This window comes from Hydrogenophaga sp. ANAO-22, from assembly GCF_042466645.1.
In the GTDB taxonomy this organism is placed as follows: domain Bacteria; phylum Pseudomonadota; class Gammaproteobacteria; order Burkholderiales; family Burkholderiaceae_C; genus Hydrogenophaga.
On the sequence record NZ_CP159956.1, the window covers coordinates 2,696,922 to 2,721,368 of the forward strand.

15 protein-coding genes are annotated in these 24,447 nt (G+C 69.9%); 8 read left to right on the plus strand and 7 right to left on the minus strand.

Annotated elements, in window-relative coordinates:
• Nucleotides 1-11: 11 nt before the first annotated feature.
• On the plus strand, nucleotides 12-1,973 hold the full coding sequence (gene mrdA / locus ABSY19_RS13010; RefSeq protein ID WP_382163293.1) for a penicillin-binding protein 2: 1,962 nt from the start codon (nucleotides 12-14) through the stop codon (nucleotides 1,971-1,973).
• 9 nt (nucleotides 1,974-1,982) lie between these two features.
• On the opposite strand, the gene ABSY19_RS13015 is transcribed toward mrdA, so the two are convergent.
• Both ABSY19_RS13015 and ABSY19_RS13020 read right to left on the minus strand, forming a co-directional pair.
• Nucleotides 1,983-2,477: a TspO/MBR family protein gene (locus tag ABSY19_RS13015; RefSeq protein ID WP_382163295.1), complete on the minus strand. Its 495-nt coding sequence runs from the start codon at nucleotides 2,475-2,477 to the stop codon at nucleotides 1,983-1,985.
• Between the two features lie 23 nt (nucleotides 2,478-2,500).
• A complete protein-coding gene (locus tag ABSY19_RS13020) occupies nucleotides 2,501-3,262 on the minus strand; it encodes a sulfite exporter TauE/SafE family protein (protein ID WP_382163297.1) in 762 nt (253 codons plus the stop codon).
• A 277-nt stretch (nucleotides 3,263-3,539) separates the two neighbouring features.
• Here ABSY19_RS13020 and ABSY19_RS13025 point away from each other — a divergent pair, with 277 nt between their 5' ends.
• Both ABSY19_RS13025 and ABSY19_RS13030 read left to right on the plus strand, forming a co-directional pair.
• Complete coding sequence (locus tag ABSY19_RS13025) at nucleotides 3,540-4,904, plus strand: ammonium transporter (RefSeq protein ID WP_382163299.1); 1,365 nt, start codon at nucleotides 3,540-3,542, stop codon at nucleotides 4,902-4,904.
• 17 nt (nucleotides 4,905-4,921) lie between these two features.
• A complete protein-coding gene (locus tag ABSY19_RS13030; protein WP_382163301.1) occupies nucleotides 4,922-5,227 on the plus strand; it encodes a hypothetical protein in 306 nt (101 codons plus the stop codon).
• A gap of 90 nt (nucleotides 5,228-5,317) precedes the next feature.
• Here the strand turns inward: ABSY19_RS13030 and ABSY19_RS13035 are convergent, their stop codons facing one another.
• Nucleotides 5,318-6,976, minus strand: a complete 1,659-nt coding sequence (locus tag ABSY19_RS13035; RefSeq protein ID WP_382163303.1) for a GMC family oxidoreductase — start codon at nucleotides 6,974-6,976, stop codon at nucleotides 5,318-5,320.
• A 130-nt stretch (nucleotides 6,977-7,106) separates the two neighbouring features.
• Entirely contained in the window at nucleotides 7,107-8,624 is a 1,518-nt protein-coding gene (locus ABSY19_RS13040; RefSeq protein WP_382163304.1) for a CoA-acylating methylmalonate-semialdehyde dehydrogenase, read from the minus strand.
• A gap of 112 nt (nucleotides 8,625-8,736) precedes the next feature.
• Here ABSY19_RS13040 and ABSY19_RS13045 point away from each other — a divergent pair, with 112 nt between their 5' ends.
• The 5 genes from ABSY19_RS13045 to ABSY19_RS13065 are packed head-to-tail and all read left to right on the plus strand — an operon-like array spanning nucleotide 8,737 to nucleotide 11,367.
• Entirely contained in the window at nucleotides 8,737-9,687 is a 951-nt protein-coding gene (locus tag ABSY19_RS13045) for a LysR family transcriptional regulator (protein ID WP_382163306.1), read from the plus strand.
• Between the two features lie 19 nt (nucleotides 9,688-9,706).
• Nucleotides 9,707-9,880, plus strand: coding sequence for a hypothetical protein (locus ABSY19_RS13050; RefSeq protein ID WP_382163307.1), 174 nt, complete (start codon nucleotides 9,707-9,709; stop codon nucleotides 9,878-9,880).
• Nucleotides 9,881-9,888: 8 nt separating this feature from the next.
• A complete protein-coding gene (locus ABSY19_RS13055) occupies nucleotides 9,889-10,548 on the plus strand; it encodes a PAAR domain-containing protein (RefSeq protein ID WP_382163309.1) in 660 nt (219 codons plus the stop codon).
• 4 nt (nucleotides 10,549-10,552) lie between these two features.
• Nucleotides 10,553-11,101, plus strand: coding sequence for a hypothetical protein (locus ABSY19_RS13060; RefSeq protein ID WP_382163311.1), 549 nt, complete (start codon nucleotides 10,553-10,555; stop codon nucleotides 11,099-11,101).
• Nucleotides 11,098-11,367, plus strand: coding sequence for a hypothetical protein (locus ABSY19_RS13065; RefSeq protein ID WP_382163313.1), 270 nt, complete (start codon nucleotides 11,098-11,100; stop codon nucleotides 11,365-11,367). The genes ABSY19_RS13060 and ABSY19_RS13065 overlap by 4 nt, the downstream gene beginning before the upstream one ends.
• 55 nt (nucleotides 11,368-11,422) lie before the next feature.
• Here the strand turns inward: ABSY19_RS13065 and ABSY19_RS13070 are convergent, their stop codons facing one another.
• Genes ABSY19_RS13070 through ABSY19_RS13080 form a run of 3 tightly spaced genes read right to left on the minus strand, consistent with a single transcriptional unit; the run spans nucleotide 11,423 to nucleotide 24,041 of the window.
• Nucleotides 11,423-12,487 carry an OmpA family protein gene (locus ABSY19_RS13070; protein WP_382163315.1) on the minus strand — a complete coding sequence of 355 codons (1,065 nt, stop codon included), beginning with the start codon at nucleotides 12,485-12,487 and terminating at the stop codon, nucleotides 11,423-11,425.
• Nucleotides 12,488-12,507: 20 nt separating this feature from the next.
• Nucleotides 12,508-15,615: a hypothetical protein gene (locus tag ABSY19_RS13075; RefSeq protein ID WP_382163317.1), complete on the minus strand. Its 3,108-nt coding sequence runs from the start codon at nucleotides 15,613-15,615 to the stop codon at nucleotides 12,508-12,510.
• Nucleotides 15,616-15,629: 14 nt separating this feature from the next.
• Nucleotides 15,630-24,041, minus strand: a complete 8,412-nt coding sequence (locus tag ABSY19_RS13080; RefSeq protein WP_382163319.1) for an SdrD B-like domain-containing protein — start codon at nucleotides 24,039-24,041, stop codon at nucleotides 15,630-15,632.
• Nucleotides 24,042-24,447 lie beyond the last annotated feature (406 nt).

Sequence of the window (24,447 nt, forward strand, 5' to 3'; positions counted from 1 at the left end):
AAAACACGGTCATGACGGAAATCCGCAACGTCGAAGCCGATCTGGCGCAGTTCCGCACCCGGGCGCTGCTGATCGGCCTCGCGGTGGTGTTCGCGTTCGGGCTGATCGCCTCTCGCATGGTCTACCTGCAGGTGATCCGCCACGAGGACCTGGCGGCGCAGGCCGAGAGCAACCGCACGGCCGTGCTGCCGGTGGTGCCCAACCGCGGACAGATCCTGGACCGCAAGGGCCGCATCCTGGCCACCAACTACTCGGCCTATACGCTGGAGATCACGCCCTCGCGCGTGGAGGACATGGACGCCACCATCGCCGGCCTGAGCGAGCTGGTGGAGGTCACGCCGCGCGACCAGCGCCGCTTTCGCAAGCTGCTGGAGGAGTCGCACCGCTTCGACTCGCTGCCGCTGCGCACCCGCCTGACCGACGTGGAGGTCGCGCGCTTCACGGCACAGCGCTACCGCTTCCCCGGCGTGGACGTGCGCGCGCGCTTGCTGCGCCAGTACCCCAACGGCGAGGTGGCGAGCCACGTGATCGGCTACATCGGGCGCATCAACCAGCGCGAGACCGAGCTCATCGCCGACTGGCCGGAAGAGGACCAGGCCAACTACCGCGGCACCGAGTACATCGGCAAGCTCGGCGCGGAGCAGAGCTACGAGCGCGAGCTGCACGGCATCACCGGCTTCCAGCGCGTGGAGACCTCGGCAGGCGGGCGCGCCGTGCGCTCGCTGGCCAACACGCCGGCCACGCCGGGCAACGCCGTGGTGCTGTCGATCGACATCCAGCTGCAGAAGCTGGTGGAGGACATGTTCGGCGAGCGGCGCGGCGCGCTGGTGGCGATCGACCCGCGCTCGGGCGAGGTGCTGGCCTTCGTGAGCAAGCCCACCTTCGACCCCAACCTGTTCGTCGAGGGCATCGACGTGGAGAACTGGCGCGCGCTCAACGAGTCGATGGACAAGCCTTTGCTGAACCGGGCCCTGCGCGGCACCTACCCGCCCGGCTCCACCTACAAGCCCTTCATGGCGCTGGCCGCGCTCGAAACCGGCTCGCGCAGCGCGAGCCTGGTGATGAACGACCCCGGCTACTGGATGTTCGGCGGCCACCGCTTCCGCAGCCACGGCGACGGCCTGGGCGCGGTCGACATGCACCGCGCCATCGTCAAGTCCAGCAACACGTATTTCTATTCGCTGGCCAACGACATGGGCGTGGACACCATGCACGACTTCATGAAGCCGCTGGGCTTCGGCCAGATCACCGGCATCGACCTCAAGGGCGAGGTGCGCGGCGTGCTGCCCAGCCAGGCCTGGAAGCGCAACACCTACAAGCGGCCCGAGCAGCAGCGCTGGTACGCGGGCGAGACCATCTCGCTGGGCATCGGCCAGGGCTACAACAACTTCACCATGCTGCAGATCGCGCACGCCATGGCGACGCTGGCCAACGGCGGCATCAAGTACAAGCCGCACCTGACCATGGCGACCGAGAACGTGATCACGCGCGAGCGCGTGCCGCTGCCCGGCCCGCCGCCCGAAAACCTCGGCTTCAAGCCTGAAAACGTGCGCATCGTGCTCAACGCCATGCAGGCCGTGACCACCGAAGGCACCTCCACCCGCGTGTTCGCCGGCGCGGGCTACGCCAGCGGCGGCAAGACCGGCACGGCGCAGGCCGTGACCATCGGGCAGAAGGAGCGCTACGACGCGCGCCGGCTGGAGGAGCACCAGCGCGACCACTCGCTGTACCTGGCCTTCGCGCCGGTGGACCAGCCGCGCGTGGCGCTGGCGGTGATCGTGGAGAACGCCGGCTTCGGCGCGGCACACGCCGCCCCGATCGCGCGCCGCGTGTTCGACTACCTGCTGATGGACCAGTACCCCAACCCGCAGGACCTGGCCGCCGTGCGCGTGGGCCAGGCCAGCGCCCCCATCGGCACGCCGCTCAAGGCCAGCAGCCTGCCCTGGCCGCCCGACGCCCCGGTCGCGCCCTGAGGGCCCGCGCTACAGCACGCCCGGGTTGGCCCGCCACACCGCCCAGGTGAGCGCGCTCGCGAAAGCCACCCAGGCCAGGTAGGGCCACAGCAGCCACGCGGCCAGCGGGCGCACGCGCCGGAACAGCGCGATCGCCGTGGCGATCAGCACCAGCAACAGCAGCACATCGGCCAACGCCCAGGCCCCCCGGTGCCAGGCAAAGAACAGCCACGACCACAGCGCGTTGACCGCCAGTTGCAACACGAAGACGACCAAAGCCGGTGCCCGCGACGGCTGGGCCGGCTCGCGCCAGACCAGCCACGCGGCCGCCGCCATCAGCCCATACAGCAGCGACCACACCGGTCCGAACACGCCCGCCGGTGGCGCCCAGCCGGGCCGGTCCAGCTGCGCATAGAACGACGCGGCCTCCACCGACGCCAGGGCACCCAACCCCCCGGCCAGCAGCACCAGCGCCAGCCAGCCCATAAAACCCAGTGTCTGTGCACGGATGGAGCGAGACGGCATGCGGGCCTCCTTGGAAGTGGGTGTCAGCTTCGGATCCAGGCGTCGTACGTGGTCTTGAGGATCAGCGCGCTCACCACGAAGATGAACACGACGCGCACGAAGCCGCTGCCGTGTTTCAGGGCAAGCCGCGTGCCCAACAGGCTGCCGACCACGTTGGCGATGGCCATGGCGAGCACGAAATGCCACCACACATGGCCCTTCCAGGCGAACAGCGCCAGCGCGGCCAGGTTCGTGGCGGTGTTGAGCAGCTTGGCGCTGGCGCTGGCGTGCAGGAAGTCGTAACCCAGCCAGCGCACGAACAGAAAGACGAAGAAGCTGCCCGTTCCAGGGCCGAAGAAGCCGTCATAGAAGCCGATGACGGCACCGAGCAGGCTGGCGGCCAGCATTTCCTGGCGGCCGCTGAAGCGCGGCGTGTGGTGCCGACCCAGCTCTTTGCGCGCCAGGGTGTAGCCCAGCACCAGCAGCAACACCAGCGGCAGGGCGCGGCGCAGGAAATCGGGCGAGATCACGGTGACCGTCCAGGCCCCCGCCATGGAGCCGACAAAACCCACCGCCGCCGCCGGCAGCAGCGCGTGCCAGGGCATCTCGACCCGGCGCGCGTACTGCAGCGTGGCCGCCGCCGTGCCCCAGACCGAGGCGCCCTTGTTCACACCGAACAGCGTGGCCGGATGGGTGGTGGGAAACATCGCGAACAGCGCCGGCACCAGGATGAGGCCGCCGCCGCCCACGATCGAATCGACAAAACCGGCGAACAGCGACGCCAGCGAGACCAGAAGCAGTTCCATCCCAGGATTGTCGCCGGGCAGCCCCGGGCAAAAAAAAAGCCGACCCTTGTGGGGTCGGCTCGAGGAATCTGGCATCTCTGGAGGACGCTGAAACCGTTGTTCGAATTGGACTGGGTTGTCTCCTCGGTCCCCCGCGGTCACCAGCGCTGGGCGCTGTTGGCGAGTGCATGCACTGTAGCGGCCCGCACCAGGGCTGTGCATCCGGGCTTTCCCTTGCTTTTTGGCGGTTTGGCACAGGAAATGCAACGGTCTGTTCGTCGTTGGAAGAGAGCCATTCATGCACCAATACCGCTATTTCGTTCGGCGGGGCCTGCTCCTGCCCACCTTGCTCTGGCCACTTTTGGCCGCCTCGCAAGGCGAAACCACAGAAGCCGTGACAAAAGTCACGCTCGATGCGCCAAGCCTGGTCGCGGCCAGCGCCATCCAGGGGGCCGACACGGCCTGGCTCATGGTCAGCACCGCGCTGGTGCTGCTCATGACGCTGCCGGGCATCGCCCTGTTTTATGGCGGCATGGTGCGCCGCCTGAACGTGATCAACACCATGGCGAGCGTGGTCGGCATCGCCGCCGTGGTCAGCGTGCTGTGGTTCGCGCTGGCCTATTCGCTGGCCTTCACCCCCGGCGGCGCGCTGGGCGGCTTCATCGGCGGTCTCGGCCGCATGGGCTTCTCGGGCATGGACTACCTGGGGACCACCGGCCAGGTGGCGGTGAGCCACATCGCGCAGCACGTGCCGGAATCGGTGTTCGCGATGTTCCAGCTCACCTTCGCCATCATCACCTGCGCGCTGGTGGTGGGCGCGCTGGTCGAGCGCATGCATTTCGGCGCGCTGCTGCTGTTCGCCGGCCTGTGGCTGCTGCTGGTGTACGCGCCGGTCGCGCACTGGGTGTGGGAACCGGGCGGCTGGCTCGCGCAGCTGGGTGCGCTGGATTTCGCCGGTGGCGCGGTGGTGCACATCAACGCCGGCGCGGCCGCCCTGGTCTGCGCTTACGCCCTGGGCCCACGCTCGGGCTACGGGCAGGAGCCCTTCGTGCCGTTCAACCTGGGCCTGACCATGGCCGGCACCGGCCTGCTGTGGGTGGGCTGGTTCGGTTTCAACGCCGGCTCGGCCCTGGCCGCCGACGGCCGCGCGGGCCTGGCCCTGCTGGTCACGCACGTGGCGGCCGCCTCGGGCGCGCTCGCCTGGATGGCCGCCGAGTGGCTGGCGCGCAAGCGCGCCTCGCTGCTGGGCCTGTGTTCGGGCGTGGTCGCCGGGCTGGTGGCCATCACGCCGGCGGCCGGTTTCGTCACGCCGCGCGGCGCGCTCCTCATCGGCCTGGTGGCCGGCGTGGCCTGCTACTGGGGCGCGACCGCGCTCAAGCGCCAGCTGCGCGCGGACGACTCGCTCGATGTGTTCGGCGTGCACGGCGTGGGCGGCCTGGTGGGCGCGCTGCTCACCGGCGTGCTGGCCGACCCGGCCATTTCAGGCGTGCAGGCCAGCCTGCTGGCGCAGCTGATCGCCTGCGTGGCGGTGCTGGCCTACAGCCTGGTGATGACGGCGGTCGTGCTGTGGATCACCTCGCGCTTCACCACCTTGCGCGTGCGCGAGGGCGTGGAGCGCGCCGGGCTGGATGTGTCCCTGCACAACGAACAGCTCGGCCACTGAACAGCGGCACCACCCCCATGAGCACCGCGCCCGACCCCTTCGCCATCGCCGCCCACCTGCACGTGCTGCTGCGGCGCAAGACCGGCCGGGTGACGGACACGGAGTGGATGGCGACCAACGCCGACTACGCGCGCGAGATCGTGCGCCATGCGCGCGAAAAAGCCGCGAGCGACGGGCACGAGGAGCTGCTGCCCTGGGCCGAGAAGCTGGAGGCCGCCATTCCCGCCATGGGCGTGCCGCCGCGCAAGACCCTGCTCGACGTCGCCACCGAGGCGCTGCGCGGCAAAGGTGACGGAAACCAGTACGTCGGCCGGTTGAGGTAGTCGCATCCAGAGACACCGAGGGTCCGGCTCCGCCGGCCCCAGGGGTCGTCCTCCCTCTCAGGGGGAAGCCGCGTCAGCGGCGCAGGGGGGTCACTCTCCTGCCACGATCCAGGTCGCGGCCTTCTCCGCGATCATGAGCGTGGGGCTGTTGGTGTTGCCGCTGGTGATGGTGGGCATCACGCCCGCGTCCACCACGCGCAGCCCGGCCACGCCGCGCACGCGCAGGTGGCTGTCGACGACGGCCATGGGGTCGTCGGCGCGGCCCATTTTGGTGGTGCCCACCGGGTGGAAGATGGTGGTGGCGATGTCGCCGGCCAGGCGCGCGAGCTCCTCGTCGGTCTGGTACTGCAGGCCGGGCTTGAACTCCTCGGGCTGGTACTTGGCCAGCGCCGGCTGCGCGACGATCCTGCGCGTCACGCGCAGGCTGTCGGCCGCGACCTGCCGGTCTTCGGCCGTGCTCAGGTAGTTCGGCGCGATCAGTGGCGCGTCCTCGAAATTCGCGCTGCGGATGTTGACCGTGCCCCGGCTCGTGGGGTTGAGGTTGCACACGCTGGCGGTGAACGCCGGGAAGCTGTGCAGCGGCTCGCCGAAGGCATCGAGCGAGAGCGGTTGCACGTGGTATTCGAGGTTGGCGTAGGGCTGGGCCGGGTCGCTGCGCGTGAAGGCGCCCAGCTGCGACGGCGCCATGCTCATCGGCCCGCTGCGCTTGAACAGGTATTCCAGCCCGATGCGCGCCTTGCCCATCCACGAGGAGGACAGCACGTTGAGCGTGGGCGCGCCGTTGACGGTGTAGACCGAGCGGATCTGCAGGTGGTCCTGCAGGTTGGCGCCCACGCCGGGCAGGTCCACCACCACGTCGATGCCGTGCTGGCGCAGCAGCGCGGCCGGGCCGATGCCCGAGAGCTGCAGGATCTGCGGCGAGCCGATGGCGCCGGCGCAGAGCACCACCTCGCCGGTGGCCTCGGCGGTCACGTGCGCCACGCCGTCCCACACCTCCACCCCGGTGCAGCGCAGCTCGCCGTCGGCGCCGCGCTGCGTCACCAGGCGCGTGACCTGCGCGCTGTTCCACAGCTCGAAGTTGGGTCGGCCATAACAGGTCGGGCGCAGGAAGGCGCGCGCGGTGTTCCAGCGCAGGCCCTCCTTCTGGTTCACCTGGAAATAGCCCACGCCTTCGTTGTCGCCGCGGTTGAAGTCGATGCTGTGCGGGATGCCGGCCTGCTGCGCGGCTTCGGCGAACGCGTCGAGCACGTCCCAGCGCAGGCGCTGCTTCTCCACCCGCCATTCGCCGCCGTGGCCGTGGTACGCGCGGAAGTTCGGGTCGCGCTGGGCGGCGTTCTGCTCGTCGCCCAGGTAGTGGTTCTCGTGGCGCTTGAAATCGGGCAGCGCGTTCTCCCAGCGCCAGGCGTCGTCGCCGGTGAGCGCGGCCCACTGGTCGTAGTCGCGCGACTGGCCGCGCATGTAGATCATGCCGTTGATGCTGGAGCTGCCGCCCAGCGTCTTGCCGCGCGGGTAGCGCAGCGCACGGCCGTTGAGCCCGGCCTCGGCCTCGGTCTGGTAGAGCCAGTCGGTGCGCGGGTTGCCGATGCAGTACAGGTAACCCACGGGAATGTGGATCCAGTGGTAGTCGTCCTTGCGGCCGGCCTCGATCAGCAGCACGCGCTTGCTCCGGTCGGCGGACAGCCGGTTGGCCATCAGGCAACCGGCGGTGCCGCCGCCGATCACGATGTAGTCGAAGGTCGTCTCACTCATGCTTGTCCCAATGTTGTTGTCGTTGTGATGTCGCCGGCGAAGATACCAGGGCTGTCAAGGGTCCGGCTCCGCCGGCCCAAGACAGCGTCCCCCCACCGGGGGGAAGCGCCGAAGGCGCGCAGGGGGATTCCTACTTTGCCGTGGGCATGATGAACTCGGCACCTTTCCCGATACTTTCAGGCCAGCGCTGCATGATGGACTTCTGCTTGGTGTAGAAGCGCACGCCCTCCTCGCCGTAGGCGTGCATGTCGCCGAACAGGCTCTTCTTCCAGCCGCCGAAGCCGTGCCAGGCCATGGGCACCGGGATCGGCACGTTGATGCCGACCATGCCGACCTGGATGCGCCGCGCGAACTCGCGCGCCACGTGGCCATCGCGCGTGAAGCAGCTCACCCCGTTGCCGAACTCGTGGTCGTTGATGATCTGCACGGCGTTGGCGAAGTCGGGCACGCGCACGCAGCTGAGCACCGGGCCGAAGATCTCTTCCTTGTAGATCTTCATGTCGGTGGTCACGTGGTCGAACAGCGTGCCGCCCATCCAGAAGCCGTGGTCGCAGCCCTCGCCCGCGTCGCCGCCCTGGAAGCCCCGGCCGTCCACCCGCAGGGTGGCGCCCTCTTTCGCGCCGGCCTCGATGTAGCCCGCGATGCGCGTGTGCGCGGCCGCCGTGACGATGGGCCCCATCTCGGCCGCGAGGTTGGTGCCGTTGAGCACCTTGAGCGCCTGGGTGCGCTCGACCAGCTTGGGCATGATGCGCTCGGCCACGTCGCCCACCAGCACCGCCACGCTGATGGCCATGCAGCGCTCGCCGGCCGAGCCATAGGCCGAGCCGATCAGCGCGTCCACCGCCTGGTCCAGGTCGGCGTCGGGCATCACCACCATGTGGTTCTTCGCGCCGCCCAGGGCCTGCACGCGCTTGCCGTGGTGCGCGCCGGTCTCGTAGATGTAGTTGGCGATCGGCGTGGAGCCGACGAAGCTGATGGCCTTCACGTCCGGGTGCACCAGCAGCGCGTCCACCGCCTCCTTGTCGCCCTGCACCACGTTGAACACGCCATCGGGCAGGCCGGCCTGCTTGAGCAGCTCGGCCATGAACAGCGAGGCCGAGGGGTCGATCGGGCTGGGCTTGAGGATGAAGGTGTTGCCCGCGGCGATCGCCACCGGGAACATCCACATGGGCACCATCACCGGGAAGTTGAACGGCGTGATGCCGGCGACCACGCCCAGCGGCTGGCGCAGGGTCCAGTTGTCCATGCCGGTCGACACCTGGTCGGTGAAGTCGCCCTTGAGCAGCTGCGGGATGCCGCAGGCGAACTCGATGATGTCGATGCCGCGCGAGACCTCGCCCTGCGCGTCGGTGAACACCTTGCCGTGCTCGGCGGTGATCAGGCGGGCCAGGTCGTCCTTGTGCAGGTTCACCAGTTCGAGGAACTTGAACATCACGCGCGCGCGGCGGATCGGCGGCGTGTCGGCCCAGGCGGGAAACGCGGCCTGCGCGGCGGCCACGGCCGCGCCCACGTCGGCCGCGTTCGCCAGCGCGACCTTGCCACTCACCGCGCCGGTGGCGGGGTTGTACACGTCCTGGCGGCGCGGCGAGCTGCCGGCGTTCACGGCGCCGTGGATGAAGTGGTCGATGGAATGGGGGGTGGTGGCCATGGCGGTCTCGCGGGAGGGTGTCGAAGGAATGAGGCCCAGTTTAGGCAGCGGAAAACCCCTCGCCTAGTGGCCGGACCTGAATTGATTGTTTGCCATGGTGAACAATAGGGCCATGAATGACAAAAAAGTGGAAGACCTCTGGATGCACCTGCACTGGCTCACGGTGCTGGCGCAGCAGGGCAGCTACACCGCCTCGGCGCAGCGCCTGGGCGTGAGCAAGGCCGCCATGAGCCAGCGCATCAGCGAGCTGGAGCGCGCCGCCGGCCTTCCCCTGGTGCAGCGCACCACGCGCAGCGTGCGCCTGACCGAGGCCGGCCAGCGCCTGGTGGACGGCCTGCGCGACCCGTTCGAGCGCATCGCGCAGAGTTTTTCCAGCGTGCGCGACCTGGCCGATGAGCCGGCCGGCCTGGTGCGGGTCACGGCGCCGGTGGCGTTCGCGCGCCAGCAGCTGGTGCCCCGCATCGCGGCCTTCGCGCGCGAGCACCCCAAGGTGCGGCTGGAGCTGGACCTGTCGGACCGCCTGAGTTCGCTGGCCACCGAGGGCTTCGACCTCGCGATCCGCCACACCGCCGCGCCGCCGGACACGCACGTGGCCTGGCCGCTGTGCGCCACGCGCTCGGTGCTGGTGGCCAGCCGCGACTACCTGCGGCGCCACGGGCACCCGGCCGCGCCGCCCGACCTCGCGCAACACGCCTGCCTGCACTACCCGCGCGCGCAGGACACGCCGGCCTGGCATTTTCTGCCGCCCGAAGGCCGGCGCAAGGCCCCGCGCCAGCGGATCACGGTGCCGGTGTCGGGCCCGTTCTGCGCCAACAACAGCGAGGCCCTGCGCGACGCCGCCATCGCGGGCCTGGGCATCGCACTGGTGCCGGACTTCAGCGCGCAGGCGGCGCTGCGCTCGGGCCAGCTGGTGGAGGTGCTGGAGGACTGGGCCTCGGTGGGCAGCTTCAGCCCGCAGATCTACGCGATCCGGCCCTACGCCAGCCACGTGCCGCGCGCGGTGTCGGCCTTCGTGGCGTGGCTGCGCGGGGCCTTGGCCGAAGGCTTCGACGCGCGGGCTTGAGCCGGCCTCGTGCGCGCTGATGGCACCGCGCCAGGTGGTGCTGCGCCGGCTCAAAGGCCCGAGCTGCCCGAGCCGGCTGGTGATGGTGCGCAACGAGCGCCAGATGCAGGACGCCTGGGGCAGCCAAGTGGTGCGCGAGGTCTTGCTGGAACTGCAGACCCTGCAGGCGGCCATCCGCAAGAAGATGCCTTGAGTCGGCCAATGCGGCACTGGATCAGCGAAAGCCTTGCGGCAGGGGAAAACGCGATGCCAATCCTCCTTCACGCGGCCACACAAGACAGTGACATGGATGTTTGGACATGTCGTAATTTAAAACTTTTATACTGCATTTCTTCCGAATCATCCAAGAAATGGGACTATATGGCTCAAAGAATGAATCTGCACGGCAAATCCCAATGTGTGCTGGGCGACAAAACCAGCCACGGAGGAGTCGTCATTTCTGGGAGCGCGACCAACTCATGGCACAACATTCCTGTTGTCCGCAAGGGCGACAAGGTCTATTGCCCGAAATGCAAGCCCCACTTCTTTGTGGTTGCAGAAGGACTGGACCAATGCACAGACACGAATGCGGCTCTGCCCATGTCAACCGAGGGGCACTCAACCACCTGCGGTGCGGTGCTGATTGCAGAAAGTGCCCCGATCAGCCTGATGCAAGAGGCATTGCATCTGAACAACAAAACCGGATTTGATGATCTCTACGTACTCAGAGATGCCCTGGGCAATGCCATGAGCAATACCTACTACGGCGTGCGAAAGGGAAACGGTCCCATCGAATTCCACACGACAGACGAAGCCGGACGCACCCAACTTCATCTCACCGGCGAACAAGCCAGGGAGATGAATTTTTACATCGCGGGGTGATCGAATGCCTGAAGAAGTCATTCAGAGCCCGGACGGAGAAGTCCTGCGTTTGATTGCAAGGGTCAAAAGCACGCCACACGGTGATACCTCCATCAAGCCAATCGCAACCGATTCAACGACTGTGGAGATCATCGTCAGCGACGGTCGGATCGTCAGCCGGGGTTCGCAATGGGGCCACGTTGCCATGGAGATCGATGGCATGGTTTACGGCATGTCACACGATGGGTATGACCGGCGGCCCAAAGATGTTTACATCGTCAGAAATTCGTATCGCGACTCGATTGGCGTGGTGTTGCGCGTTTCGCCGGCAGAGCGCGAAAAGATGCGCCGTGAATTTGAGCGAAGGAAGAACCTGGGCCAAGGTTACAACCTGATATCAAACAGCTGTTCGACCAATGTCGCCGATGTTCTCGAAAGCATTGGCATACTGGCTCACGACCCCAGATTTTTCTTTGCCCCCGCGTCGACAGCTGGTGTGGCTCCCAAAGAGTTGCTGACCACCATCAAGAAGTCGAAGCGGGTCGTCAGGATCATCGACTATCCGAAGAGATGAAAGCCATTCTCCTCACCCTTCTCTGCATGACCCTTCTGCCAAGCTGCAAAAAACCCGAGGGAAAGTGGGAAGCGCTTGAAGATGTCAGGGTTTTCAAGGAGGCAGATGAAGCCGATGAGTTGAAGTTCATCGTCGAAAAAGGGGCCATCTGTGAGCTGGGCGGGGAGCGGGTGGTGAAGTCTTTCATGTACAGGGAAATCGCGTGCAACCAGGGCACGGGATGGATCGCCTACGAAGGGGGATACCCCTTCAGGAAGATGGACTGAGCAAACCACTGCGCCCTCATATCCGCAGACATATTCAGAAGCCCGTGGATGTGAATCAGCGTCGAGGCACAGCCGACACCGGCGGCACCCGCCCGCGGATCTCCACCTCCACGCGCCGGTTGTCGCGCAGGCAGGCGATGAGCGCGCTGCGCGCCAGGCCGTCGCTGCAGGTCTTCACCGGCTCGGCGCTGCCCTTGCCTTCCACCGTGAACAGCGCGGCATCGAGCCCACGCGCCACGAGGTGGTCGCGCACGGCGGTAGCGCGCTGCAGCGAGAGCGGCTGGTTGTGCGCGTCGCTGCCCAGGCGGTCGGTGTGGCCGATCAGCACGATGCGTTCGATGCCTTGCAGGCCCTTGGCGCGATCGGCCAGCACGTCCAGGCGGGCGCGGCCGGCCGCGCCGATGTCGTTCAGGCCCGAGCGGTCGAACTCGAACACCGCGTCGGTGGCCAGCACCAGGCGTTCGATGATCCGCTCGACCACCACCGGCGCGGGCGCGGCGGCCACGGCCGGGCCGGCGCAGGCCGCCTGCTCGGTCTCCAGGCGCGCGGCCATGGTTTCGGCCATGCCGATGTAGGGGTTGGCATGGCGCCAGCCGCCTTCGGCGTACTCGTGGCCCATCCACACCAGCTGCACGTCCAGGCACGCGGCCTGGGCCGCCACGCAGGCCGCACCCGCGCCGGTGCGTCCGCGTTCGGCGCGCGCCCACAGGTCTTCGCGCAGGCGCACGGCGCCGCCGATCAGGGGGTTGGTGACCGCCGGCGTGGTGCCCTTCTCCAGCGCCTCCACCAGCTTGACGGATTCGGCCAGCGCCTCACCGATCACCGGGCCGCGGTCGTTCTCGTGGTAGTTCTGGCGCGCCATGTCGAGCCAGCACTGCGCCTTGGCCCAGGGGTAGCTGGTCTGGGGCACGCGGCCGTCTTTCTGCAGCGCGGCCAGGCGGTCCTGCACCGATTGCAGGGTGCGGTGGTCGGCGCGCTGCGCCTCGTCGGTGAAGCGCGTGGCTTCGGCGAAGGGCGGCACGGCGCCGGGCGCGCGGTCGGTGGCGCGCGGGTCGGTCACGGCGCAGCCGCTCAGGGCCGCCAGCGCCAGCAGGGACAGAAGAAAGGATTTGGAAGTCATGGCAAGGGCCTCTCAACAGATCAGGGACGGGCGGCCGAAGCCAGCGGGCTCAGGGCGCGGTTGGTGGCGGGATCGCTGCCCCGGAACAGGGTCTCGTCGAACTTGAAGCGCAGCCGCAGGTACACGCCCTTGCGGGTGTAGGCCGCGCCGGTCAGCTCGTCGTCGCGGAAGCCGCGCAGGTTCACGCCGAAGGACAGCCAGAGGTTGGCCTTGACGAGGTAACCCGCTTCGACGCCGAAGGAGTCCTGGCGTGTGTTGCCCTGCGGGCTCCACATCAGGTGGTGCTGCAGGCCCACGTCCCAGCGCTCGGACAGGTCCCAGGTGATGCGGCCACCGACCAGCCAGGCGGTGTAGTTCGAGCGCATGCCGCCGAGGAAACGCTCGGACACGCGCTTGCCGGCCAGGCGCCCGGTGAGCCACCAGGGTCGGCTGGGGTGGTAGTCGGCGTGCAGCGAGACCGCGTGCGAGGTGCGGCGGTAGTCCACGCCGGGGTTCTCGTCGTTCTCGGCGCGCAGCTCGTACAGGCCGAGCGCGTTGACGCGGTTGAGGTCGGTCTGGCGGTAGGCCGCGCCGATCTGGAAGCGGTCCTGCCACTGGTCGTAGGCGCCCGCGTGGCGCGCGTTCTGCAGCGAGAGCGTGTTGCGCGCGAGCAAAGACCAGTCGCGGTCGATCTTCACCGTGGTGCCCAGGGTGGAGAGCCAGGCGTCGTGGTTGCGGTCGCGGCGCCACTCCAGGCGGCCGGTGGCGCGCCAGGTCGGGTCGTAGGCTAGGTCGATGCCACCGGTGAGCGCGGTGGCGGACGAGGCATCGCCCGCGATCGCCTTCTGGTGTTCGACGCTGGCGCTGTAGCGCACGCCCTCGGCCACGCGGAAGGTCTGGCGCAGGCCGATGGCGTTGACCGCGTCCTCGCCCGAGATCGCGTCGCGCAGGCGGTACTCGTTGAAGACTTCGCCGTCGCGGAAGGTCTCGCTGGAGAGGCCCGCCACGAGCGCGGTCTCGCGCCCGTCGGTGGCCAGGCCGTTGACGCCGCCCAGGCCCTTGGACACCTCGGCGCGGCCGTAGGCGCGGAACTGCTCGCTCAGCCGGTAGTCGGCGCCGAGCGTGATGCGCTGGCCGCGCGCGTTCTCCACGTCCTGCTCGAGCTCGCCGAGCACGGTGAGGCGGTCGCTCAGCTGGCCTTGCGCGCTCAGCGAGAGCGCGGTGAAGCTGCGCGTCTGGCCCGGCGCGGCGGAGAACAGCGGCGCGTTGATCTGGAACGGCGTGAAGCCCGAGGTCTGCGGGATGTTCACGCCCCAGGCGGAGGCCGCGTTGGGCACGCCGCCTTCGTCGCGGCCATGGCGCAGGCCCACGCCCACGGTCCACTTGGGCGTGAGGCGGTACTGCACGCCGGCGTAGGCCGTCTCGCGCACCGCTTCCACCGCCTTGTCTTCGGAGCGCATGGCGTCCACGCGCAGCGACCAGTCCTCGTTGATCTGGTAGCTCGCCACCGCGCCGGCCTCGGCGCGCCCGCCGTTGTACGAGGACGAGAGGTTGGAGAACTCGCGGTCGGTCTCGCCGGCCCACAGGCGCGCGTCGAGCCGCTCGCCCTGGTGGCGCACTTCCACGCGCGCGCCGTCGCCCTTGCCCCGCTCGCCCAGGGCCTCGCGGTCGGAGCGCGCCAGCTCCACCAGCGCCCAGCTCTGCTCGCCCAGGCGCAGCGTGGCGTTCACGCCGCTGAGCGTGTAGGGGTCGGACGGGTCCTGCGATTCCACGTGGCTGGCGCCGATTTCGAGCGCGGGCGTGATGCGCCACGAGCCGTCCACGCCACCGAGCCAGTACTTGGGCCCGCCCTGCTCCACCTCGTAGGTGATGCGCACCGACATCGGGTTCATGTTCGCGTCCACCGAGGGCACGGGCGCGCGGAACACCACGCTGCCGGCGAAGGGCTCGAACTCGTAGTCCACGAAGCGCACCATGGGCTCGGCGCGCAGGATGATGGAGGGCTGGTTGCGGTCGCGCGTGAGGATCTCGACCTTCTCGGAACCCGAGATGCCCTCGCTGCTGGAGAGCCGGTAGGGACCGGAGACGCCGCGCGCGGGCTGTTCGTCCACCACCTGCGCGACGTTGTCGCGCACCACCCAGGCGTTGGCCTCGAAGGTCTCGCCCTCGTGGTGCAGCTGCAGGCCGGAGACCGAGCGGTTGAGGCGGCTGAGCTCGCGCGCGGGCCCGCCGGTGCCGGTGTTGAAGTCGCCGAACAGCACGAAGGAGCGGCCCTGGTCGACCCGCACGTACAGGCGCTGGCGCGACTGCGCGTCGAAGCCGCGCAGCGAGGAGTCGCCGTAGATCGGGTAGTACTGGTCGGGCTGGATGTCGCGGAACAGCCGGCCCCGGCTTTCCTTCTCGGAGTCATAGGCCAGGGTGAGCAGGGTCTCGCCTTTCACCACGCCCTTGAGGAAGAACGCGGTGCGCGCGCCGAGCGAGCCCTTGCCGTTGTCGAAGCCGTTGGCGTGGCGCTGGATCTCGAGCTCGAAGCCGTCGTTCTCGCGCGCCGGGCTGACCTGCGAGGCCTTGAGGCGGCTGAGGTCGAGCGTGCCTTCGATGACGCCGACGGCGATCATGGGCCGGCGCTCGGTCACCATGCCCACGCGCCCGTGCACCACCACGTTGCCGGACTGCACCTGCAGCTTGGCATCGCCCGGCTCATAGGACGCGACGAGTTCGACCACGGCCTCGCCCCCGCGCACCGTGAGGCGCAGGTTCTGGCGCGGCGGTTCGTCCACGGCGGCATCGGGCAGGCGCACGCGCCCCCGGGTGGTGGCCACGGTCACGTCGGTGGGCGTGGTGACTTTCTGGCCGTCGCGGTCGAACAGGCGCAGGGTGAGCAGCACGACCGAGCGGCCGTCGGCGGCGACCTGGTCCTGCGCGGCCTCGAGCACCAGCTGGCCGTGGTCGGCCAGGCTGGTGGCGCGCCAGTTCGCGGCCAGCGGCAGCGCGGTGGTGGGCGCGGGCAGCGCGGTCTCACCCGGGCCGCGGGCCGGGTCGCTGCCCGGGGCCAGGGGCGTGAAACGCGGGGCCAGGGGCGCGGTGGTCTGCGCGAGCGCCAGGCCCAGGGGCAGGAGCAGCACGGCCGAGGTCAGAGCGGATCGCATGGGAAGACGGGCTTTCATTTCGCACCTCCCACGCGGGCCGGCGGGCCGGAGCGGAAGACGCGCGGGGTGGGTGTCGGTGGGTCGACCAGCGGGGCGACGATCTGGCCGAGGCGACGGCGGTTTTCCACCTGCTCGAGCACGGCGGGCGAGCAGCTGCCTTCGATGAAGTCGGCGCGGTGCAGCTCGCCGAACTTGAGGTCGAGGAACAGGCTGCCGGCGTCCAGCGCGTTGCGGTTGCTGCTGGTCACGAGCTGGCTGCCGGCGGGCAGCGTGGTCGGGTCCACGCGCAGCACCGAGGTGCGCGCGGGCAGGCCGCAGATGCTGTACTTGCCTTCGCTGTCGGAGACCAGGTGCGTGCCGTCCTGCAGGTACAGGCGCACGCCGGGGATGCCGACTTCCTCGGCGTCCTGGATGCGGTTGCGGTTGCAGTCCATGAACACCTTGCCCATCACGCAGGCTTCCTGGAAGAACACGCCGCCGGTGATGCGGATGCGGGCCTGCGCGCGGTTGGAGGTGACGGGCACGCCCCCCACCACACCCGCGGCCTGGGCGCGGTTGATGCCGTCGCCCTGCTGGGCGCCGACACCGACGCGCACGCGGTAGGTCACGGTGACCGGCGTGTTGGCGGCGAAGTTGCCCAGCGCGAAGTTCAGCACCGGGCCGGGCGAGCCGGCCGGGTCGGCCACGACCACGCCGTCCTGCGCCACCGTGCCCGGGATCAGGCGCAGGCCGGCCGGCAGGCTGTCGGTGATGACCACGTTGCTCGCCGCGCCGTTGGGGCTCTGCACGCGCAGCGTGTACTGCACCGAGTCACCGATCTCGACCACGTCGCGCAGCACCTGCTTCTGCAGGAACAGGCCGGCGCCGTTGAAGGGCTCCAGCGGGATGTGGTTGTGGATCAGGTCGGGCATGCCCGGCGCCAGGTTCAGGCGCAGGTAGTAGGTGGTGGGCTGGCCGATCGGCGGCGGGCCGGCCTGGGCCTGCACCAGGTAGGGCGAGGCGCCCGAGGGCGTGAACACGCCAGGGGCCGGCGGGATCGAGGCGATCGGCGTGGGCGCGTAGTTGGGCGCCGAGGCGCTCAGCGTGTACTCGCCGGTGGGCGCGCCCGGGGCCAGCAGGAACTGGTAGAAGCCCAGCGGCCCGGTGGTCATCTGCGCGCAGTTGCCCACGGCCACGTAGCTCGCGCCACCCACCAGCATGGTGGCCGGGTTGAAGCCGGCCGGGCCGCAGAAGCGCACCAGCGAGGCGTCGACCGGCGCGCGGGTGTTGGCGTCGTAGACCACGCCCGAGGGGTCGAGCGGCAGGTCCTGCTGCTGCAGGTTGGCGCCCGGCTGCAGCGAGACGGCCAGGTGGTCGCGCTCGCGGGCCAGGCGCGAGTTCGTGTCGGCGCCGCTGTTCTGCGGCGTGCCGTAGATGACGTTGTTGGCCGGGTCGCGGAAGTACACCTTGTAGTCGCCGGGCACCAGGCCGATCACGCCGTAGGCACCGTCGGCCCCGGTGCGGAACAGGCTGCGGCCGTCGGGCATGCTCACGCAGCCCTGCGCGCTGTTGGACGGCACCAGGCGGCAGGCCACGGCCTGGCCGTCGCTGCCGACCACTTCCACCGCCCAGTCGGGGATGGGCGTGTCATTGCCGTCGCGGCGGCGGTCGCCGTTGTTGTCGCGCCAGACGAAGCCCGAGAGCGCGGCGGGCAGCGAGGACAGCGGCACGCCGGTGGCGTCCAGGCCCGGGGTCTGGTACGGCGTCTGCGGCACGCTGCCCGGTGGGATCACGCCCGAGGGCGGCTGGCCCGGCCCGCCGGTGGGCGTGCCGTTGTCCACCGCGTCGGTGCGGATGCCGGTGGGGCCGGCCGTGGCCTGGTTGAAGCGCGTGGTGGTGGCGCCGGCCGTGACGATCACCGGAATGTCGACCGACACCCAGGCGCCCGCGGGCAGGTTCGCCGAGCCCAGCAGGTCACCGCCCGCGGTGCCGGTGAAGCCGGCGTTGGGCGTGAACACGCCGCCGTTGCCGCCGCCATGGGTGATGGCGGGCGCGCCGGCGCGGGTCATGAAGTCGGGCAGCGTGTCGCGCACGTCCACCGTGACCGGGTAGGCGCTGTCGTTCTGGTAGATCACCTGCCAGACCACCTCGGCACCGGGCGAGACGCCCAGGGCGGCGGCCGGCGAGACGATGCGGGCGGACTTGTAGCCGCGCACGCCCTCGCCCTGCGTTTCACCGAAGTTCACCTGCAGCGCCGCGCCGGGCGTGGCGACGAAGCGCAGCGCGATGGTCTCCACGGCGCCACCGAGCGGACCCACGGTGCCGGCGCTGCCACCGGTCACGGGGCCGGGCGAGTTGGCCACGCTGGTGTAGCCCAGCGGCTGGGTCTGGCGCACGGTGTAGTTGCCCGGCGCCAGGCCGGTGAAGCTGTACTGGCCGCTGGCGTTGGTGGTGGTGTAGCGCGTGATGGCGTTGCCGAACGCGTCGGTGCCGACCAGGCCCAGGGTGCCGCCGGGCAGGCCCACGTCGGTGCCACCGAACTGGCCGTCGAAGTCGCGGTCTTCGTAGACGCGGCCGGCGATCTGGATGTTGGCGACCAGCGGGAAGTTGTGGTGCGCCGTGCTCTGGTTCGCGGCCACGGCGATGTTGGCGATGGACGCGGGCGCGGCGCCCGGTGCGCTGGGCGTGCCGTTGGGCGCGCCCGCCAGCGTGCCGGCGCTGGTGATGCCGTGGGTGGTGCCCGTCGGCAGCGCCGGCATGAGCACGCGGTAGTTGCCCACCGGCAGGCCGCTGAAGCTGTAGGCGCCGCTGGCGTCGGTGGTGGTGGTGGCGATCAGCGCGTTGCTCGCCTGGTCGCGCAGCTCCAGGGTGCGGCCCGGCACCGGCTGGTCGTCGGGCGTGAACACGCCGCCGCTGTTGTCGGGGTCGAAGTAGACGACGCCCGAAATCTGGCTGCCCGGCAGGGTCTTGGTGAAGTGGTTGTCCACCGAGGCGGTCTTCACGCCGCTGAGGTCGATGCCGGTGATCGCGGGGACGGCCTGGGTGCCGCCGGCCGTGCCGCCGGTGCTGCCCGGCCAGGCCAGCGGCGCGGTGCTGTTGAGGAAGCCGGCCGGGGGCGCGCAGGTGGTGCAGGTGACCGTGTAGCTGGTGCCCGGCGGCACGCCGGTGAAGTTGTATTGGCCGCTGGCGTCGGTGGTGGTGGTGATCGACACCGGGTTGCCGTTGAGGTCGTTGCCGGTGAGCATCAGCGTCTGCGGCACGTTGTTCGCGCCGCCCGCGCCGCTGCCCACGCCGGCATCGCTGCCGTTGAAGGCGCCGTCGCCGTTGCCGTCGGTGAAGATGCGGCCGCTGATGCTGCGGTCGTTGCCGATCTCGCCGAAGTTGTTGCCGGCCGAGCGCGCGTTGGGCGGCAGCACGATGCCGGCGATGCGGCTGGTGCCGGCCGGGATGCTGTAGGCCGGTGCGCCGTGGCTGATGGCGGGCGCGTTGTTCGAGGCCGTGCCGGCGGTGCCGGTGGCGCCGCCCGAGCCCAGGTCGTTGACCGTGCCGGCCGTGGGAATGCCGTTGACCGTGCCGGCGGGCTGCGCGCCCTGCGTGACCACGTAGCCCGGGCAGGTCGGGGCCGCCAGCGGGCTGCAGCTGGGCCGCAGGTCGGTGAAGCGGTAGCGGCCGCTGGCATCGGTGGTGGTGGTCAGCGAGACCGGGTTGCCCCGGTCGTCCACGCCCACCAGCGTGATCTGCACGCCCGGCAGGCCGGGCTCGGTGCCGTTGGGCACGCCGTTGTGGTTGTCGTCGCGGTAGACCTGGCCAGCGATCTCGGAGGCGCGCAGTTCACCGAAGTGGTTGCCCACCGAGCTGGCCACGTTGCCGCCGGCCGCGTCGAGCCGGATGCCGCTGCGCAGCGAGACCGCGTTCGTGCCGTCCACGCTGGGCGTGGCCACCTGGCCGGTGCCGCCCACCAGGCTGGCTTCGGCCGCGGTCGCGGCGCTCACGCGGGCCTGGTAGCTGCGGCTCGAGGCGTTGAGCGCGCTCGACGGCGCGAGCGCGCTGCCGCCCACCGAGTCGCTGCCCGAGCGCAGGTAGCGCACGGTGTAGGCCGAGCCCAGGGTGGCGGAATCCACCAGGCCGCTGAAGACGTAGAAGCCGCCCGCGTCGGTGGTGGTCTTCTGCAGCACCTGGCCGTCGCTGGCGCGCAGCAGGCTCACGGCCTGGCCGGCCAGCGGCGCTTCACCGGCGGTGAAGACGCCGTCGTTGTTGGCATCGAGGTAGACGCGGCCGGAGATCGAACCCAGCGGGCTGACCACCAGCGGGGCCTCGGCCGGCGTGGGGTTGCTGCCCGCGTCGGTGCGCAGCGCGCCGGCCAGGATGCGGTTGGGGTAGGTGCCGGCCACGCTGGCCGTGACGTTCACCGAGATCGTGCAGCCGCCGGGCGGGATGCTCGCGCCGCTGGCGTAGCGCACCAGCGCCGTGCCGGCCGCGGCCGTGACCGAGCCGGTGCTGCAGGTGCCGCCGATGGCGGGCGTGGGTGCGACCAGCACGCCAGCCGGCAGCGTGTCGTCCAGCGCCTGCGCCAGCGTCTGGGCCGCCGGGTTGGCGTTGCCCAGCGTGATGGTCAGGCGGGACACGCCGTTGGGCGAGATGCTCGGCGGCACGAAGGCCTTCACCACCATGGGCGGCTCCAGCACGCGCACCGGCGCGCTCGCCGGGTCGGGGTTGCTGACCCCCTCGTTGCTGGTGATCGCCCCGGCGGGGATGGTGTTGGTGTACAGGCCCGGCACGTTGGAGACGGTGTCGAAGGCGAAGCTGCACGAGCCCCCGGCCGGCACGGTGGCGCCGGCGATCTGGGCGCTGTCGGCCGAGGCGACGGCGCTCACCGTGCCCCCCGCGCAGGTGGTCGAGGCGTTGGGCACCTGGGCCACGAACAGGCCGGTGGGCAGCGGATCGCGCAGCACGACACCGGTCAGGGCCTGGGCGGCGTTGGGGTTGCTGATGGTCACCGTGAGGCGGTTGGCCACGCCGGGCGCGACGGTGCCCTGCGCGAACGCCTTGGCGATGGTGGGTGGCTGCAGCACGTGCAGCGTGGCGCTGGGGCCGGGCTGCGGGTTGGTCACCGCGCCGTCGTTGGCGATCACGGTGCCGCCCGGCATGGTGTTGACGTAGGCGCCCGCGACCGGCACGACCACGTTGACGCGCACCTCGCAAACGCTGGGGCCGACGGGCAGCTGCGCGCCCCGGAACGAGACCTTGTCACCGACGGCGGTGATCACCGCGCCCGCGCAGGTGGTGCTGACATTGGCCGGGCTGGCCACGACCATGCCGGCGGGCAGGTGGTCGGTGGTGGAGATGTTGGTGAGCGCCTGCGGCAGCGAGTTGCGCACCTGGATCACCAGGCGCGCGGGCTGTCCGGCCGCCACGGCGGAGGGCTCGAAGTGTTTCTCCACGCCCATGCCCGCGAGCGCGCCGAGGTTGGCGGTGAAGGGGCTGGCGTTGGTCACGCCCTGGGTGTTGGTGACCGCGCCGGCCGGCAGGGTGTTGTTGAGCGTGCCGACGACGCTGGAGGTGACGTCCACCGAGACCGTGCAGTTGGCGTTGCCGGCGAGCGTCCCGCCGCTCAGGCGCACCAGGCGGGTGCCGGTCTCTGCCGCCACCTGGCCACCCGGGCAGGTGGTGCTGGCGTTGGGCACCACGCCGACCACCATGCCGACGGGCATGTTGTCGGCCACCGCGAGCTCGGTCAGCGCGGTGGCGGTGGTGTTGTCGATGACGATGGTCAGGCGCGAGACGCTGCCGGGCCCGGCGATGGAGGTGGGCGCGAAGCTCTTGGTCAGGTTCACGCGGCTGGTGACCTTGTTGAGCGTGGCCGTGGTGGTGCCGGTGCTGGCCACGCCGCCGTCGGCCGAGACGGCGCCGGGCGCGAGCGTGTTGACCGAGGGCGTGGCGCTGGTGCTCAGCACGTCGAACAGGAAGTCGCAGCTGGTGCCGCCCGCGATGGTGGCGCCGCTGATCGAGGCGGTGCTGCCGCCGTCGGGCGCGTTGAGCACCACGGGACCGGCGCAGGTCGTGCTGGCCTTGGCCGGGGTGGCGAGCGTGAGGCCGGTGCCGGCCAGCGGGTCGGTGGCGCGCACGCCGGTGAGCTGGCCGTTGCCGGTGTTGCCCAGCGTGATGCGCACGCGGCTGGTGCCACCCACCTGCACCGGGTTGGTCAGGAAGGTCTTGGCCACGGTCAGCGCGGGCAGGTACTCCAGCGTGGCGGAGGTGGCGTTGAGGTTGCGCACCGTGGTGCCGGGCACGTTCGCCACCGTGCCGGTGGCGCTGACGGTGGCGGCCGCGTTGCTGCCGTTGTAGGCCGGGATGCTGTTGGTGTGCACGCCGATCGTGCCGCCGACCACGTTCACGCGCACGCTGCACTGGCCGGGCGAGAAGGGGCTGGTGCCCGCGCGCGCCGGCAGGCTGCCGCCGCTGAGCGAGAAGGACGTGTCGCCCGGGTTGGCGCTGACGCTGCCGCCGCAGGTGGTGGTGGCGTTGGCCGGGTCGGCCACGCGCAGACCGGCGGGCAGGCTGTCGCTGAAGGCGAGGCCGGCGAGCGCCGAAAAGTTGTTGTTCGTCAGCTCGATCTGCGCCACCGAGGGCGCGCCCTGGAAACGCTGGCGCGCGGTCACGCCGTCGAAGGTCTTGGTGACCACCAGCGGGTTGACCGCCGTGAGGCTCACCGCGCCCGAGCTGCCCGTGACCGTGCCGTTGCCGGCGCTGAAGCTGCCGTTGGTGAGCGTGGCGCCCGGCACGGCGTTGGCCGGCACGCGCGCGGTGAAGCTCACCACGCAGGTGGTGCCGCCCGGTGCGGCGCCGGGGAAGTTGAAGCTGAAGCCCGGCGCGGTGGCCAGCGGCGTGGGCATGGGCACGCCGGCGGCGAAGCTGCAGCCGCCACTGATGACGGGCGTGATGCCGCCGGCGGTGGCGTCCACGTAGACCATGCCCGCCGGCAGGGTGTCGGTGAAGTTCACGCTGGTCTGCGGCGTGAGGCTGAACGAGGTGACCGCCACCGAGAAGAGCGCCACGTCGCCGGGCGCCACGGTGGTCGGGGTGATCGCCTTGGCGACCGTGAGCGCGTTGTCGCGCACCTCGATCGGCGCCGAGCTCGCGGGCGAGGTGAAGCCCTGGGTGTTGCTCACCGCGCCGCTGGGCAGCGCGTTGGTGTGGGTGCCGGTGGTGGTCGAGGTGACGTTGAACTGGACGCGGCATTCGCCGCCGGCGGCGATCTCGGCGCCCGCGAGCACGAAGCCCTGGCCCCCGGGCCCGGCGACCAGGCTCGCGCCCGCGCCGCAGCCGCTGAGCTGGGCCGCGCCGATGGCGCCCGAGTTGGTCAGCGCGGCCGGCCAGCGCGCGCCCACGGTGGTGTCGCTCAGGCCGACGCCGGTGAGCGCGGCGGCGCTGTTGTTGCCGATGCGCACGGTCATCAGCGAGTCGGCGCCCGCCGTCAGCGGCGTGACCGAGAAGCCCTTGGCCACCGTGATCGGGCTGTTGACGGTGATGTTGGTGGTGTCCGCGGGCGAGGTCAGGCCACGCGTGTTGCCCACGGCGCCGGCGGGCAGGCTGTTGGTGCCGGCCTGCGAGGCGGTGGCGGCCGGCAGCACGCCGCGCACGGTGAATTGCAGCTGGCAGGTGCCGGGCGAACCGGCGGGAATCGCGCCGCCGGTGAGGGTGACGCTGCTGGCCGTGAAACCCGCCGTGCTGCCGCAGGTGTTGGAGACCACGCCGGTGACCTGCAGGTTGGAAGGCAGGTTGTCGGTGAAGCTGGTCAGCGGGATGTTGTACGCGCTGTTGGGATTGCTCAGCGTGATGGTCGCGGTGCGCGAGAGGCCCTGGGTGAGCGTGGCGCCGCCCAGGTTCTTGGACACCGTGGGGCTCCTGAGTTCGGTGACCGACACGCTTTGCGTCGCCGCCGAGACCGCCGCGGGCGAGAGGTCGCCGGGGTTGATGACGTTGTCCCAGATGTCTCCGCCGTCGTAGGAGGTGAGGTCCACCGAGATCGTGCAGCTGCCGTCCACGCCGCCGACGTGGGGCGGGATGGTGAAGCCGCTGACCTGGAGCCGGTGGACGCCGCCGGGGCCCGCGCCGAGGTTGATCGACGCGCCGACGCAGGTGCTCGTGGGGGCCACGTAGCCCGGGTGGCCGGCGGGATAGAACCGCAGCTGCGGCGGCAGGGTGTTGGTCAGCGCGGCGTTGTCTTCCTGCGTGTCGCTGTTGCTGATGGTGATGGTCAGTCGCGTGCGGTCGCCCACCGCGATCGTGCTGGCGCTCACCGCCTGGCTCACCACCAGGGTGGCCTGGGCCGCGCCCACCGAGAACACCGTGGCCGCCGCCCACAGGCCGAGCGCGCGCAGGAAGGCTGGCGAACGCGCAGGCGTGCCCTCACCCGTGGCCTGGCCACGTGCAAAAAATCGAAGCATGTTTTTTCCCTCTGAGTGGCACGCGAACGACCGTCGCGTGTCCCTTGGGGCGCCCGGCCCGGTGGACCTGAAACGCCATCGCACGGCGGCACACGGACCGGGGCCCGGGCACTTCAATGCATTTGGTTACAGGTGCGCACTGTATCGGGGCATGCAGCTTGTTACAAATTCACGACTTAATTAGTGCGTTAAAAGTCATGAGTTTGAAAAAGTGCTGTAGGAAAAAACATGCCCTGGCATGAATTCAATCGTTAATAGATTGTTGTTTTTATTCTATTTTTTGAAATACCATTCAAATTTTGGACAATTTTTCAGCTCTATATTCGATAGCAGCCGCGAGCACTCACTCACTTATATTAGCCAACAATTAGTTAAAAGATTGTTAAAAATCAATCCGACGAACGGT

What these genes read in the sequence shown, in the direction of transcription:
- ABSY19_RS13025 (WP_382163299.1), top strand. Translation starts at nt 3,540, where the DNA reads ATGCACCAATACCGCTATTTCGTTCGGCGGGGCCTGCTCCTGCCCACC.
- ABSY19_RS13050 (WP_382163307.1), top strand. Translation starts at nt 9,707, where the DNA reads ATGGCACCGCGCCAGGTGGTGCTGCGCCGGCTCAAAGGCCCGAGCTGC.
- ABSY19_RS13075 (WP_382163317.1), bottom strand. Translation starts at nt 15,615, where the DNA reads ATGCGATCCGCTCTGACCTCGGCCGTGCTGCTCCTGCCCCTGGGCCTG.
- ABSY19_RS13055 (WP_382163309.1), top strand. Translation starts at nt 9,889, where the DNA reads ATGCGGCACTGGATCAGCGAAAGCCTTGCGGCAGGGGAAAACGCGATG.
- mrdA (WP_382163293.1), top strand. Translation starts at nt 12, where the DNA reads ATGACGGAAATCCGCAACGTCGAAGCCGATCTGGCGCAGTTCCGCACC.
- ABSY19_RS13080 (WP_382163319.1), bottom strand. Translation starts at nt 24,041, where the DNA reads ATGCTTCGATTTTTTGCACGTGGCCAGGCCACGGGTGAGGGCACGCCT.
- ABSY19_RS13060 (WP_382163311.1), top strand. Translation starts at nt 10,553, where the DNA reads ATGCCTGAAGAAGTCATTCAGAGCCCGGACGGAGAAGTCCTGCGTTTG.
- ABSY19_RS13020 (WP_382163297.1), bottom strand. Translation starts at nt 3,262, where the DNA reads ATGGAACTGCTTCTGGTCTCGCTGGCGTCGCTGTTCGCCGGTTTTGTC.
- ABSY19_RS13040 (WP_382163304.1), bottom strand. Translation starts at nt 8,624, where the DNA reads ATGGCCACCACCCCCCATTCCATCGACCACTTCATCCACGGCGCCGTG.
- ABSY19_RS13045 (WP_382163306.1), top strand. Translation starts at nt 8,737, where the DNA reads ATGAATGACAAAAAAGTGGAAGACCTCTGGATGCACCTGCACTGGCTC.
- ABSY19_RS13065 (WP_382163313.1), top strand. Translation starts at nt 11,098, where the DNA reads ATGAAAGCCATTCTCCTCACCCTTCTCTGCATGACCCTTCTGCCAAGC.
- ABSY19_RS13035 (WP_382163303.1), bottom strand. Translation starts at nt 6,976, where the DNA reads ATGAGTGAGACGACCTTCGACTACATCGTGATCGGCGGCGGCACCGCC.
- ABSY19_RS13030 (WP_382163301.1), top strand. Translation starts at nt 4,922, where the DNA reads ATGAGCACCGCGCCCGACCCCTTCGCCATCGCCGCCCACCTGCACGTG.
- ABSY19_RS13070 (WP_382163315.1), bottom strand. Translation starts at nt 12,487, where the DNA reads ATGACTTCCAAATCCTTTCTTCTGTCCCTGCTGGCGCTGGCGGCCCTG.
- ABSY19_RS13015 (WP_382163295.1), bottom strand. Translation starts at nt 2,477, where the DNA reads ATGCCGTCTCGCTCCATCCGTGCACAGACACTGGGTTTTATGGGCTGG.